At 37.3% G+C, this 13,610-nt stretch carries 12 protein-coding genes; 4 read left to right on the forward strand and 8 right to left on the reverse strand.

All coding sequences use genetic code 11. The features are described 5' to 3' along the window. Window positions 1–49 precede the first annotated feature (49 nt). The 6 genes from FC748_RS14115 to FC748_RS14140 form a co-directional block, all read right to left on the reverse strand. Complete coding sequence (locus tag FC748_RS14115) at window positions 50–640, reverse strand: ComF family protein (protein ID WP_108029407.1); 591 nt, start codon at window positions 638–640, stop codon at window positions 50–52. After that, window positions 633–2,000: an ATP-dependent helicase ComFA gene (locus FC748_RS14120; RefSeq protein ID WP_108029406.1), complete on the reverse strand. Its 1,368-nt coding sequence runs from the start codon at window positions 1,998–2,000 to the stop codon at window positions 633–635. The genes FC748_RS14115 and FC748_RS14120 overlap by 8 nt, the downstream gene beginning before the upstream one ends. 149 nt (window positions 2,001–2,149) lie before the next feature. Then, window positions 2,150–2,992 (reverse strand): fatty acid kinase binding subunit FakB, encoded by an 843-nt coding sequence (locus FC748_RS14125; protein ID WP_024362466.1) that lies wholly within the window; start codon window positions 2,990–2,992, stop codon window positions 2,150–2,152. A 213-nt stretch (window positions 2,993–3,205) separates the two neighbouring features. Continuing rightward, window positions 3,206–3,754 (reverse strand): nuclear transport factor 2 family protein, encoded by a 549-nt coding sequence (locus tag FC748_RS14130; protein ID WP_024362465.1) that lies wholly within the window; start codon window positions 3,752–3,754, stop codon window positions 3,206–3,208. Between the two features lie 196 nt (window positions 3,755–3,950). Beyond that, window positions 3,951–4,625 carry a response regulator gene (locus FC748_RS14135; RefSeq protein WP_024362464.1) on the reverse strand — a complete coding sequence of 225 codons (675 nt, stop codon included), beginning with the start codon at window positions 4,623–4,625 and terminating at the stop codon, window positions 3,951–3,953. A 36-nt stretch (window positions 4,626–4,661) separates the two neighbouring features. Then, window positions 4,662–5,810 (reverse strand): sensor histidine kinase, encoded by a 1,149-nt coding sequence (locus FC748_RS14140; RefSeq protein WP_024362463.1) that lies wholly within the window; start codon window positions 5,808–5,810, stop codon window positions 4,662–4,664. A gap of 165 nt (window positions 5,811–5,975) precedes the next feature. Here FC748_RS14140 and FC748_RS14145 point away from each other — a divergent pair, with 165 nt between their 5' ends. After that, window positions 5,976–6,611, forward strand: a complete 636-nt coding sequence (locus tag FC748_RS14145) for a YigZ family protein (RefSeq protein ID WP_024362462.1) — start codon at window positions 5,976–5,978, stop codon at window positions 6,609–6,611. Window positions 6,612–6,756: 145 nt separating this feature from the next. After that, entirely contained in the window at window positions 6,757–7,815 is a 1,059-nt protein-coding gene (locus tag FC748_RS14150) for an LCP family protein (protein ID WP_024362461.1), read from the forward strand. 185 nt (window positions 7,816–8,000) lie between these two features. Here the strand turns inward: FC748_RS14150 and FC748_RS14155 are convergent, their stop codons facing one another. Further along, window positions 8,001–9,044, reverse strand: coding sequence for a glycosyltransferase family 4 protein (locus FC748_RS14155; RefSeq protein WP_024362460.1), 1,044 nt, complete (start codon window positions 9,042–9,044; stop codon window positions 8,001–8,003). A 225-nt stretch (window positions 9,045–9,269) separates the two neighbouring features. Between FC748_RS14155 and secA2 the strand changes: the two genes are divergently transcribed. Further along, entirely contained in the window at window positions 9,270–11,630 is a 2,361-nt protein-coding gene (gene secA2 / locus FC748_RS14160) for an accessory Sec system translocase SecA2 (protein ID WP_108029405.1), read from the forward strand. Between the two features lie 2 nt (window positions 11,631–11,632). Further along, a complete protein-coding gene (locus FC748_RS14165) occupies window positions 11,633–12,532 on the forward strand; it encodes an accessory Sec system S-layer assembly protein (protein ID WP_024362458.1) in 900 nt (299 codons plus the stop codon). Between the two features lie 145 nt (window positions 12,533–12,677). Here FC748_RS14165 and FC748_RS14170 read toward each other — a convergent pair whose 3' ends face one another. Then, entirely contained in the window at window positions 12,678–13,577 is a 900-nt protein-coding gene (locus tag FC748_RS14170) for a C40 family peptidase (RefSeq protein WP_108029404.1), read from the reverse strand. Window positions 13,578–13,610: the final 33 nt, after the last annotated feature.

A 13,610-nucleotide genomic window follows, 5' to 3' on the forward strand; every position in this document is an offset into this window, starting at 1 on the left:
TGTACGAATCCTAAATTCGTAATCTATTATACATGATGTGTTAGCATTTTCATCCATTAATTAAAGTGAAGGTTCGAACATTTCGGGCCCCCGCTTCTAGTAAAACTTGTTTGGCATGCCGTAGTGTTGTCCCTGTAGTTTTAATATCGTCAAAAAGAAGGTAATCTTTATGCATAACTTGGGCTTCTGGTATTAGGCGAAAAAGCGGAGCGGATTGTATACGCTGCTCTCTATTTTTTGAACTTTGTGTTTCTACTGTTACTTTTTCTAGAAGTTGAGTAAATGAGGTATTAGCTGCTTTTAAGAGCTCCTCCGTATGGGAGAAGGTACGCTCCTTTTGCTTCATAGGATGCATAGGAATCGGTATAATTATCGCCTTTTCCTGTTTGAATCGTGCATATAACTCCTGGCGAAATACTTTAGCAAGTGCAACATCTTGTAGAAATTTATATTGATGTAAATATACTTTCATTGCATCATTATATTGATAAAGTGCCGTTGCTGAAGTGGAACGTACAAATTGCCCTTTACACTTTTCACAAATACATGGTGGAAAGCATCTTAATAAAAGCGTTTGCCAAGAAGGCACAAAATGCAATGGCTGTGCACATAATAAACAAAACTTATCTATTTTATTCATTGTTTGAACCCTCTTTATTGTTAGCTAAAATCTTCTGTCGAGCTTCATCCATTGCCAAAGTCACTCCATGATGAAATAAAACAACTTCCCCATTCGTATAAGAGGCATGCCTTCCTACACGTCCCGCAATTTGAATAAGTGCGCTCGCTGTAAAGATTGTAGACTCTGCCCCAACAACAGCAACTTGTACATTTTTTATCGTAATACCTCGTTCTAAAATGGTTGTCGTTAGTAATCCAGGAATTTTTGCATCGCGTAACTGTAGTACTTTTTGTTTTCTCTCTGGATCTTTAGCATGTACTGCTAATATATTTGCATGTATCCTCTGAAACAATGGTATTGCCAGATTTAGCAGTTCTACTGTCGGGAAAAATATAAGAAATGGCTCATTTTTCGCAAGTCGTTCTTCAGTCCATGTTTTGAGTTTTCGAGGAAGTTTTCCTCGCTTTATACTTTTTTCATAGCCCCATAGTGAACAATAATTTGGCACTGGCAATGGCTTGTGATGGTATCGATTTGGGATAAAAGAATAACTGTTTTTATATTGATTAATTAATGATTGGGAAGGTGTAGCTGTAATAAAGTATATTGGTGCATCAATTGTTTTAGCTTTTTGCACTGCTCTTTCTAATGTTGCATCATATGCATAAGGAAATGCATCCGCTTCATCAACAATCATGACATCAAACGCTCGTTCAAAACGATACAGTTGATGAGTCGTTGCTAGAATTAGCTGTGCAAAACCAAGCTGCTTTGGCGCTCCACTATAGTACGCATGGACAATAGTTTGTGGAAAAGCTTTTTGAAAGCGCGGGAATAACTCCAATATTACATCTGTACGCGGTGCGGCAATGCACACTCGTAACCCTTTTTTTAACGCATAATGTACAAACTGAAAGAGCAACTCTGTCTTTCCAGCCCCACATACTGCATTCAATAAATGAGATTTTCCTGCTATTACACTTTCTAGTAGTTCATCGGCTGCTCGTTGTTGTTGTGCTGTCAATTGCCCTGTCCATTGAAGGGGATGCTGCTTAATTCGACATGCCTTCGGTCCTTTCCATATGAGCAATGGTGTGCAACTGCTTACTCTGCCCATCTTCAGACAATGCCTGCAATAAACACATCGCTGCAGACATTTCGAGCATTCATACTCAACAAAGTCATGTGGATTGTCATTATAGCAACGATTACATCTTAAGCGAGGTATTTTTTGAATACCATCTATTATAAAAAAGTATTTTCTATTAATAGCCTGCTCCATATCATATTTAGCAAATGGTGTATGCTCCTTTAACCAAATTCGTCCCTCATGGAAGTCTCGTAATGCGGGAGGCAACAGCCATCCTTTGTAGTTCATGTATCTAGCTCCTTTCTTGTTGTAATATTGGTTTATTAGTGATTCTGCCTAATGACTGGCAATCGGTATGATTTTAATGGCGATTCTTCCACTGCGCCTATTAAGCAAATAAAAAAGCCCCTACAACAAGTTGTAGAGACTTTTACTTATTATTTTTTTGTCCAACCAAGACCCATTGCACCTTCACCTAAGTGCGTGCCAATAACAGGTCCGAAATAGCTTAATTTAAAGTTTACGTTCGGGTAAGTCGTAGCAAGTTGTGCTAACCATTCCTCGGCTTCTTTTTGGCAATTACCGTGAATAACTACAGCATCCATCTTGTCATACTTGTTTGCATCTTCAGCCAATAACTCTTCTGCACGCTTTAGTGCTTTCTTGCGTGTACGAATTTTTTCAAACGGTACAATGACCTTGTCCACAAAATGTAAGACAGGCTTTACTTGTAATAAGCCCCCGATTAATGCAGCTGCTGAAGACAAACGCCCTCCCCGTTGTAAGTGCGCTAAGTCATCTACAATGAAGTAAGCACGAATATACTGCTGCATGTCCGCTAATGCTGCTAGTATTTCCTGTGCTGAACAACCTTCCGCAGCCATTTCAGCCGCGCGTAGCACATAAAATCCTTGAACAGCGCAAGAAATCTCGCTGTCAAATGGATACACATCAATACCTTCCACCATTTCTCCTGCTTGGACCGCACCTTGATATGTACCACTTATACCACTCGATAAATGAATGGAAATTACTTCGTCATAATCATTTGCCAACTCTTCAAAGAGTGAGGCAAACTCACCAATGGGTGGTTGAGTTGTTTTGGGGAATTCTTTTGCACCCCGTACTTTATCATAAAACTCAGATGCAGTAATATCTACTTCCTCTGCGAATAACTCACCTGAAATGTTTACACTTAACGGAATCATACGAATGTTTAAGCGCGCGCGTTCTTCTGGCGTAATGTATGCAGTACTGTCTGTTACGATTGCCGTCCTCATTCATTTCCACTCTCCTATGTTCCAAGTTTACCTCAAAAAGAAATGAATGTGAATTGAATTACGAAATCTCGTAATGACGTCAGGAATTGACTTTATCACTACAAGTTCAGTCCGTAACATACACTAGATTTCAACTTTACTTTGCCATAAGACTCAAATCTAGCGTTCATTTCACATTCATCTTCTATGTATAGTAAAGGGAATAATTTCCCCTTATTGATTGCCCGTGCTAGATTTAGTATCATCTCCAATATAAAAGACGCTCGTTACCTTCCACTTTCCATCTTCTTTGACAAATACCGTTACTTGGCGTCCAGCGCTTTCATGTTCGACGTTAGTTTGAACTTGAAGTGAGTGCGTTGTCATATTGGCAAATACTTGCGCTTCATCCTCATTATACTTCGCAATGGTCACATTTGTTACATCACGTTTCGTATCAAATTGAGCAAATACTTCATCTGCGAATACTTTCTCTTCATCATAATTAAAGCCTTTTGGATCCTTAGATATCGTGTCCATATAACGATCAATTTCTTCATCATTGAATGCGGCAATATATTCATCAAACGCCGCTAAAATTGCTTTTTCCTCATCAGCCGGCACATTTGAAGCTTTTTTAACCTCTTCGCCCATCATTTCAAAGCCTACCGTACCGTCTTCAATTACCTTTTCACGCTCTTTTGCCGTTAAATCTTCATCTTTATTGCCACAGGCAGTTAACACTAATAAGGTTAAAACTGCTAGAATACTTTTCTTTAACATCATAAAACCTCCCGCGCAATATTGTAGCATATAAATGCTTAAGTAGGAATTTTGTTGCGCATTTTCAACTTTTAGGTGCTTATTTCATTAAAAGACGTCTTTCCAATAAAAATGTTCCATAATAAAAAAACTGTCTTAAAAACTACTTTATCTTTTAAAGTAGCTTTTAAAAACAGCCTTCATTACTACTATGCAATTATCGTACTTCAACCCAACCATTTTTAATAGCTGTTACAACAGCTTGTGTACGGTCGTTTACGTTCATTTTTTGTAAAATGCTTGAAACGTGGTTTTTTACCGTTTTTTCTGAAATAAACAGTGTCTCACCAATAGTACGGTTAGATTGTCCATCTGTAAGTAGTTGTAAAACTTCGCATTCACGTTTTGTTAATAAATGGAATGGACGGCGAATTTCTGTTTGATGGAAGTTGCCTTTGTTTTCATGCTCAGACAGACGACGGAATTCTGCTACTAAATTTTTAGTTACTTTAGGATGTAAGTAAGAACCGCCATTTGCCACTACTTTAATCGCTTCCACGATTTCGTCTGCATCCATCTCTTTTAGCATATAGCCAAGCGCGCCTGATTTTAGTGCATGAGTTACGTATGTTTCATCATCATGAATCGATAACATGATGACTTTTGCATCTGGAAATTCTGTAATTAAATCTGCTGTTGCCTCTACACCATTTTTACCTGGCATATTTATATCCATTAAAACAACATCTGGTTGATTTTCCGCATATAAATTTACTACATCTGTGCCATCGTCACCTTCTGCAATTACATCAAACGTATCTTCAAAATCTAAGATACGTTTCACTCCTTCTCGGAATAGCTGGTGATCGTCTACAATAATAATCTTCGTCATTAGTCTTTACCCCCTAAAATTCTGCAACACATTTCTTTACTTTACTTCTAACGGAATTTTAAATAATACCGTAGTGCCTCGATTTATCTCACTTTCAATTGAGATTGTACCATTTAATATTTCAATTCGTTCTCGCATTCCTAAAATACCAAAGGAATGATCTTTCACAACTTTTTGATCGAACCCTACGCCATCATCTTTCACGACAACATTTACCGCATCGTTCAACCATTCAAGTTTCACCCAAATATCCTTACATTTCCCATGCTTCATGGCGTTTGTTACACATTCTTGCACTAAGCGAAAAATGGATACTTCATAATTCGAAGGAATACGTTGTTCTGTGCTTCTTGACTGAAAATGAATTTCTACTCCTGGATTATATTCGGTCACAGTCGACAAATATTTCTTTAATGTCGGCACAATGCCCAAATCATCCAGCGCCATAGGTCGTAAATCATAAATGATGCGTCGCACCTCTGACAGTGCATTACGCACAGTTTTCTTCAAATCAGCAATTTCAGCTATAGCGTATTCAATGCCCTTCTCTCGATACGTTCTTTCTATTAAGTCCGTACGCATTAAGACATTGGCCATCATTTGAGCAGGTCCATCATGAATTTCTCTTGATAAACGTTTTCGCTCTTCTTCTTGTGCAGCGATGATTCGAATACCAAAATCTTGCTTCATTTTCGCTTGTTCAAGCGCTAACCCAACATTTTTTAAATCAGACGTTAAATAATTTAAAATAACATTTACTTGATTGACAATATGATCAGCACGTTCAATTGTATCGAGTAAGCCTCTTAAACGTCGCTCTAAATCATCTCTTTTGTCGCGAAGTTGCTTTTCTTGTGTTTTAATGACGGAGAGCTTCAATTGAAAATCATGTGCCGTTTCATATGCATCTCTAACTTGTTCTTCGGTATAATTATCAAAAGCTTTACTCACTAACACAAGTCTTTGCTTAGCAAGCTGCGTGCTTTTTTCTAAAGCATCGCCTTCATCGATGACAATTGAAATTTGTTTTCGAACAATTTCTAGCTCTTGTTGCATATCTTCAAAGCTTCTTCGGCTTTGTTCACTTATAATGAAAATATCATCTTTAGAGCTCATAATTGTTTCTAACATTCGATTGAATACGTCATCAAGCGACTTTAAATCGAAGGTATCATTTGAAAACATTGTGTACTCCCCAGTCTAATGTCCTTATTATCACATAGTATTTTGAAAGACCAATTTCATAGAATCTAAGTCTAAACCTATTATAGCATCACAATGCTAAAAATTAATGCTTTTTCTTTATGAAATTTATAGCATACAACCCTATTTTAAAGGAGAATGACACTTATGAGAGAGAACTATTTAACTGTAAAAGGCTACGGAGAAAGCGAAATTATAATATCTAAATCTCGCTTTCTTACTTATATAGAACGCGCTGAAACCGAAGAGGATGCAATGACTTTTATAGAACGCATAAAAAAAATGCATCATAATGCGACTCATAATTGCTCTGCCTATATTATCGGCGAGCATGATCATATTCAAAAAGCGAATGATGATGGGGAACCTAGTGGCACCGCTGGCGTCCCTATGTTAGAAGTCTTAAAAAAGCAAGGCTTAAAGGATACGGTCGTTGTCGTCACACGCTACTTCGGTGGCATTAAATTAGGCGGCGGCGGTCTTATTCGTGCTTACGGTAAAGCAACAACAGAAGGATTACTCGCTGCACAAGTTGTCGAACGAAAACTTCATCACCTTATGAAAATTGCAATTGACTACACATGGCTTGGAAAAGTGGAAAATGAGGTTCGCAACTCTGGATATTCTTTAGAAGAAATTAACTACTTGGAAGGTGTCGAAATCATTGTTTCGGTGTTAAAAGAGGAAGAAGATCAGTTTCGTCATTGGATGACAGAACTTACGAATGGGCAAGCAACAATCACTTTTGAGCATGCGCAATTTATCGAATTTATTGTGAAATAAATAGTTTTAATTGTCTAATCCTGAAGGTCCATAGTATAATTTTAATATTGAGCTCGCTTAATCAATTACGCCCATGTGCTAATTTGAATAAATTTTAGCTCAATTGCATAATTATTCCCAAAATCAAGAGGAGAATATACCATATATGAAAAGAACGAATGTAAAAAAGAAGAAGAGGTCTTCTAAAGCTTCTTTGATTATAAAAGTAGCATTACTTCTAGTTGCTAGTTTACTAATTTGCGTTACGGCCTATGGTGTTTATATTACAAAGCAAGCTGAACACGCAGCCAACTCAGCACATGAAGTATTAGAAGGTCGAGATGTCTCTGCTTTACGAGAAGAAAAAGTAGAGCCAGTTAATGATAATGTGTCGATTTTATTTGTTGGTGTCGATGATAGTGAAAATCGTGGGCAAGGTTCTGAAAACTCACGCTCAGATGCACTGATTCTTGCAACTTTAAACAATACTACGAAAACTATTAAAATGTTAAGTATCCCTCGTGATTCTTACGTTTATATCCCTTCAGTAGGCTATAAAGATAAAATTACTCATGCCCATGCGTTAGGTGGTACGCTTTCGACAATTGAAACGGTTGAAAAACTTTTTGATGTTCCGATTGATTACTATGTCCGCATGAACTTCAATGCGTTTATTGATGTCGTGGATGCTTTAGGTGGTATCGAAGCAGAAGTACCATATGCTCTACATGAAAAAGATGAATTTGATCGTAATACAATCAACCTCAAGCCAGGTTTACAGCATTTAAACGGTAGTCAAGCACTTGCACTTGCACGTACACGTAAGCAAGATAGCGATATCCAACGCGGTATACGTCAACAAGAAATTTTAACTGCTATCACAAATAAAGTAGCATCTGTTGATTCTATTACAAAATACGACGATGTTATTAAAGCAATCGGCGATAACATGAAGACAAATATGACATTTAGTGAAATGAAATCCTTCCTGTCTTATTTAACAAAAGGTAAGCCACGTATTGATTCATTAACATTAGAAGGTAACGACGATATGTCTACAGGTGTTTATTATTATCAATTAGACCAACAATCAGTTGATGATGTATCTGAAATTCTTAACAACCACCTTGCAAGAAAAAAATCGTCTTCTGCTTTAACAAATAGTAATACTGATAAAGACAATGCAGCTGGCGATGACAGTTCAACAAACGAGTCAGCGCAATAAAAATAAAAAGCCTTTCCACTATCGAAGTTTGATAGCGGAAAGGCTTTTTTGTGTATCAGGTTCATTACCCGCGAAATCTAGTGTTTTACCCGCGATTCACGATACTTTACCCGCGAAAACCATATTTTACTGAAAAAAAACTGTAGACGAACTCAAATTCGAGTTTGTCTACAGCAGTTCTTTTGTTATTTATTGAATATCCGCATGAAATTTAATAGCGGTTTATAGTTTTTACCAGCAAGTCCAATGACTTCAACAAAAATTTCGATTGCAATTAAGATGACCGTAATTAGTAAAATAGCTCCCCATAACTTTGCCATTGAGAAGATAATGGCAGCTAAACCAAACATCATTGCAATGCCATAAATAATAAGTACCGTTTGTCGATGTGTAAAGCCCATATCCAATAATCGGTGGTGTAAATGAGATTTATCTGGATCAGACCATTTTTTCTTCATTCGGTAACGACGAACAATTGCAAAGAATGTATCAGAAATCGGTACACCTAGCATAATAACTGGGATAATTAACGAAATGATTGTAAAGTTTTTATATCCTAATAAAGCCAAGACAGAAATCATAAAGCCTAAAAATAATGCCCCAGTATCTCCCATAAAGATTTTAGCTGGATGGAAATTATAAAATAAGAAACCAATTGTAGCTGCTGCTAAAATTGCTGCAAAGGCTAATACGAACATATCGCCCATTATAAAGGCCATACCAGATAAAGTAATAAGTGCAATAGAAGAAACGCCTGCAGCTAATCCGTCTAAGCCATCAATTAAGTTTATTGCATTCGTAATACCAACAATCCACAATATAGTGAACGGAATACTTAGAAAACCAAAATCTAATTGCCCACCAAATGGCAAGTTAATGAAGTCAATTTGAATACCGCCTACAAAAATAACGATTAGTGCAGCAACTATTTGACCGAGCATTTTTGCCTTCGCTGATATTTCACGCATATCATCAATGACACCTGTTGCTACAATAATACAAGCTCCGATAATAATCGCTAAACTATATTGACTTTGTGGCTGTAGGACCGCCACACCTATTAAAAACGCAAGGAAAATTGCCAGACCACCGAGCCTTGGCATGATACGTGCATGTACTTTTCGATAGTTTGGCGCGTCAACGGCACCTATTCTAAACGCTAAACGTTTAACTAGTGGAGTTAACAAAATGGAAGCAACGAATGCTGCTATTAAAGACACGTAAAGCATGTCTCTCCTCCTCAAAAAAATAATCTACATTTGAATCCAATTTGATTATAGCACGAACATGCTCTGAAATATACTTTTTCTAATCATTTTCCGCTATTTCACATTTTCCATTTTTCTCTATTATTCTACCTTTATTACTTAATGTCAAATGTAGTCATCATTCGTAAAATTTGATAGAATAATGATGTGTCTAGCATTTAGACAACTTTAAAGGAGCGTAAATTCATGTTCTCAATTTTTAAACGCAACAATGAGCAAACAAGTGCTCGTCAATTAAAACGCTACTATAAAATAGTAGAACAAATTAATAATCTTGAAGAAAAATACGTCAATAAGTCAGATGCTGAGTTAAGAGAAATGACTTTTATTTTCAAGGATCGCTTAGATCAAGGAGAACCAATTACATCCATTATTCCAGACGCATTTGCAGTTGTACGCGAAGCCTCAAAACGTGTTTTAGGAATGCGTCATTTTGATGTACAGCTAATTGGCGGACTCGTATTAACTGAAGGCAATATTGCTGAAATGCCTACAGGTGAAGGGAAAACGCTTGTTGCTTCACTTCCCTCTTATGTACGGGCATTAGAAGGCAAAGGTGTTCATGTCATTACAGTAAACGATTATCTTGCGAAACGTGACTATGAGCTTGTTGGACAAATTCATCGTTTCCTCGGTTTAACAGTCGGCTTAAATGTACCGATGATGGAACCAAATGACAAAAAAGAAGCTTATAACGCTGATATTACGTACGGTGTCGGTACCGAATTTGGTTTCGACTATTTACGTGACAATATGGCACATAGCTTAGCTGATAAAGTACAACGCGCTTATCATTTCGCCATCATTGATGAAGTTGATAGTGTGCTTATTGACGAAGCGAAAACGCCATTAATTATTGCCGGTAAGATGCCTGCAAATGATGAATTACACCGCATTGCAGCTATGTTAGCAAAACGCTTTAAAGCAGAAGAAGACTACGACTTTGATGATGAAACAAAGGCCACTTCTTTAACGGATAAAGGCATTGAAAAAGTTGAGGCTGCCTTTAATGTTGACAATTTATACGATTTAGAACATCAAACACTTTATCACTATGTGATCCAAGCGGTTCGTGCACATGTCATGTTCAAGCGTGACGTCGATTATATCGTGAAGGATGACAAAATCGAGCTTGTAGATATGTTCACAGGTCGTATTTTAGAAGGTCGTTCTCTTTCAGATGGCTTACATCAAGCAATCGAGGCAAAAGAAGGCGTAACGATTACTGAAGAAAACAAAGCACAGGCACAAATTACAATTCAAAATTATTTCCGTATGTATCCGAAGCTTTCGGGAATGACAGGAACTGCGAAAACACAGGAAAAGGAAATCCGCGAAGTGTACGGAATGGAAGTTATTCAAATCCCTACAAACCGACCACGTCAACGTGTAGACCAACCTGACATTATTTTCAAAACACAAGCAGCGAAATATAAATTTGTAGCTACCGAAGCAAAACGACGCCATGAAAAAGGGCAACCTGTTTTAATCGGTACTACGTCCATTTTGCAATCTGAAACCGTTGCAGACCATTTAAAAAAGGAAGGCTTAAAATTCCAATTACTGAATGCCAAAACAGTTGAGCAAGAAGTAGAGCTAATTTCGCAAGCTGGTCAAAAAGGTCGTATTACGGTTGCAACCAATATGGCTGGTCGTGGTACAGATATCGTGTTAGGTGACGATGTCCATGCCCTTGGTGGTCTTTACGTAATTGGTACAGAAAAACATGAAAGCCGCCGCGTGGATAATCAGCTACGCGGACGTTCTGGTCGTCAAGGTGACGTAGGTGAAAGTCGCTTCATTCTCTCTATTGAAGATGATATGTTCCGCCGTTATGCAAAAGAAGAAGTTGAAAAATTCACAGCAAAAATGATTGTAGATGAAAATGAAGTCATCCAAAACAAAGATGTTCAGGAGCTTATCAACCGTACACAACGTATTGTAGAAGGCTCACAATATGGCATGCGCGAATACAATTTAAAATTAGACGATGTTATTAATGATCAACGTACTGTTATTTATGGTTTACGTGACAAAATTTTAGCTGGTGAAGATGTAATGGGAGAGCTGCAAAAAATGCTGCGTGAAACGGTCGATTTTGCAGTACGCGATGCTGCACCTGAAGAGCTCCCTTCTGTAGAATGGAATTATGACCAAATGGAAAGTGCATTGAATTCATTATTCATTACTCCGGTTACAATTGATCGTGAAGTTGGCAAAGTAAAACAAATTCTAGCCGATATACAGCCTTCTGAACAAGAACTGTTAGATCATATGGAGAAATTCGCAGAAAATGATGAAGTCATGACGGTTATTCCACAAGTGATGTTGAGCTATATAGATAGTGGCTGGGTGAAACATTTAGAAGCAATGGCTCATTTAAAAGAAGGTATCGGCTTACGTCACTATCAACAAGAAGATCCGATGCGCATTTACCAACGAGAAGGACTCGAATTGTTCGGAAAGAATTTCCAAGAATTGCGTCGTTCTATTATTATTGAAATTACAGGCTTCATGAAAATGGTTGAAGGACAACAGGAGGTTTAATAATGGGTTTATTTTCATTCTTTAAAAAATCAGATAAAATCGTACAAGAAAACACAATTGACTCAAAAGATTTACTAGGAAATGCGTCTACAAATAAAGGGGACAATCGTGATGTTGTAACGAAGCTGTCATTCCATCCTGAATGGAATGTACCACAAGAACAAAAGTATATTTTTAACTTCCTTGCAAATGAGCTAGAGCCATTAAAACCGAATCAATTATCGCTATCTTCTATTAGTATTGAAGATGAGCCACGCACAGGTAAATGGCTTGTTCGTGCATTTTTCCGCTCATCATTAGCCGAAGCAATTGAGTTAGGTGAAATTGAATTATTCATTATGGATAAAAACGATGAGCTTGTAGCATCTAAAAAATTCGATTTTAAAGCGCTAGGCACAATTCCAGCTGAAAGTGCTCGTCCATGGGTTTTTGAATTTGAAAAATCAACGATCAAAGTAGACGAAGTGCCAGAAGATGGTTGGAAAATCGCATTTAACCTTGTATCTTTACGCGGTCACCAATTAGAATTAGATCCGTCATGGGAACAACAATTACCAGCAGCACAAAAAGAAGAACTTGCTAAAATCGTTAATACTTTACCGAAATTAGGTGAAACAGAAGTTAACTTTACTGGTCTTCAAGCAAAACTTGCTGATAATGGTAACCTAAATGTTTCAATCTTTATCCGTAACGGTCATAATAAAGCAATTAATCTAGAACAATTACCGCTAGAAATTATCGACGCAACAGGTAAACAAATTGCCAAAGGATCATTTAAAATGGATCCAATCCTAACTGTCCAACCAAATTCAACAAAACCTTGGACATTCATCTTCCCAGCTGAACTAGTTGATGCACAACAAGCAGACTTGTCTCGCTGGACAGCACGTGTAACACAATAATAATAAATGAAATCCTTCTTTCTACGGAAAGAAGGATTTTTGATTTCCTAGATGTACGGAGCGATTTGCCCTGGTTTACTGGCGATTGACTCATTCAATCAAATAAAAAAGCGATTTTTGCCCTAATGCAAAAATCGCCTGTTCATTATTTTACTGTATCGAATCGTTTATACCCTACTAATCTAGTTGACCAATAAGAGTACGTCACATCCGATAGTTCCACACCATCTGTACCCGCATGGATAAATTTATTATTGCCAAGGTATATACCCATATGAGAAATGCCCTCTTTATAAGTATTTTCAAAAAATACCAAATCCCCTGGCACTGGATTTTTCACATGTGTTGTACTGCCATTAAAGTAGCCTTCGCTGCTATCTCTCGCTATTTTCACACCACTTTGATTGAATGCATAATAAATAAACCCACTGCAATCAAGACCTTCTGGCGTATTACCGCCATAAAGATAAGGTGTTCCAATTAAAGTATTCGCCACTTCCACTGTCTTTTTGTAAATAGCTTGTCCATTCGCTGTAGGATCTTTTGTTGTTACTTTTGATGGGGTTCCCGTATCTGTAGTTACATTATTATGTACTGTCTCATCCTCGGGTACAACAGCTACTGGAGAAATTTTCAATACTTGTCCAATATAAATCGTGTCGTTCTCTATGCCATTCCACTCTTTTATTTCCTTTATTGTCACATTATATTGCTTGGCGATTTTTGATAATGTATCACCTTTCGCAACTGTATGAACAGCAGTTGAAGGTTTTGAAGGTGTAGTAGTTGTTGGTTTTGAAGGTTTTCCTGTTTCAGCTGTTGCCTGCTTTGTAATTTCTAACTTTTGTGCTACATAAATCGTATCCTTCGATAGATTATTCCATTTTTTTATATCTTGTATCGTCACTTGATGACTTTGAGCGATTTTGGATAACGTATCGCCTTTTTGTACTGTATATGTTGCAGCTTCAGCATTTTGTATCGCAAAAAATGAAGTAGCAATAGTGCTTAAAGCGAGAATTCTCAATTTTTTTGATTTAAGCATATCCAATAGCCTCCGTTCATGTTAGAATATTTC

The organism is Lysinibacillus sphaericus, from assembly GCF_005217585.1.
Taxonomy (GTDB): Bacteria; Bacillota; Bacilli; order Bacillales_A; family Planococcaceae; genus Lysinibacillus; species Lysinibacillus sphaericus.

What these genes read in the sequence shown, in the direction of transcription:
- FC748_RS14155 (WP_024362460.1), bottom strand. Translation starts at nt 9,044, where the DNA reads ATGCTTTACGTGTCTTTAATAGCAGCATTCGTTGCTTCCATTTTGTTA.
- FC748_RS14135 (WP_024362464.1), bottom strand. Translation starts at nt 4,625, where the DNA reads ATGACGAAGATTATTATTGTAGACGATCACCAGCTATTCCGAGAAGGA.
- FC748_RS14120 (WP_108029406.1), bottom strand. Translation starts at nt 2,000, where the DNA reads ATGAACTACAAAGGATGGCTGTTGCCTCCCGCATTACGAGACTTCCAT.
- FC748_RS14140 (WP_024362463.1), bottom strand. Translation starts at nt 5,810, where the DNA reads ATGTTTTCAAATGATACCTTCGATTTAAAGTCGCTTGATGACGTATTC.
- FC748_RS14130 (WP_024362465.1), bottom strand. Translation starts at nt 3,754, where the DNA reads ATGTTAAAGAAAAGTATTCTAGCAGTTTTAACCTTATTAGTGTTAACT.
- FC748_RS14145 (WP_024362462.1), top strand. Translation starts at nt 5,976, where the DNA reads ATGAGAGAGAACTATTTAACTGTAAAAGGCTACGGAGAAAGCGAAATT.
- FC748_RS14165 (WP_024362458.1), top strand. Translation starts at nt 11,633, where the DNA reads ATGGGTTTATTTTCATTCTTTAAAAAATCAGATAAAATCGTACAAGAA.
- FC748_RS14170 (WP_108029404.1), bottom strand. Translation starts at nt 13,577, where the DNA reads ATGCTTAAATCAAAAAAATTGAGAATTCTCGCTTTAAGCACTATTGCT.
- FC748_RS14115 (WP_108029407.1), bottom strand. Translation starts at nt 640, where the DNA reads ATGAATAAAATAGATAAGTTTTGTTTATTATGTGCACAGCCATTGCAT.
- FC748_RS14150 (WP_024362461.1), top strand. Translation starts at nt 6,757, where the DNA reads ATGAAAAGAACGAATGTAAAAAAGAAGAAGAGGTCTTCTAAAGCTTCT.
- FC748_RS14125 (WP_024362466.1), bottom strand. Translation starts at nt 2,992, where the DNA reads ATGAGGACGGCAATCGTAACAGACAGTACTGCATACATTACGCCAGAA.
- secA2 (WP_108029405.1), top strand. Translation starts at nt 9,270, where the DNA reads ATGTTCTCAATTTTTAAACGCAACAATGAGCAAACAAGTGCTCGTCAA.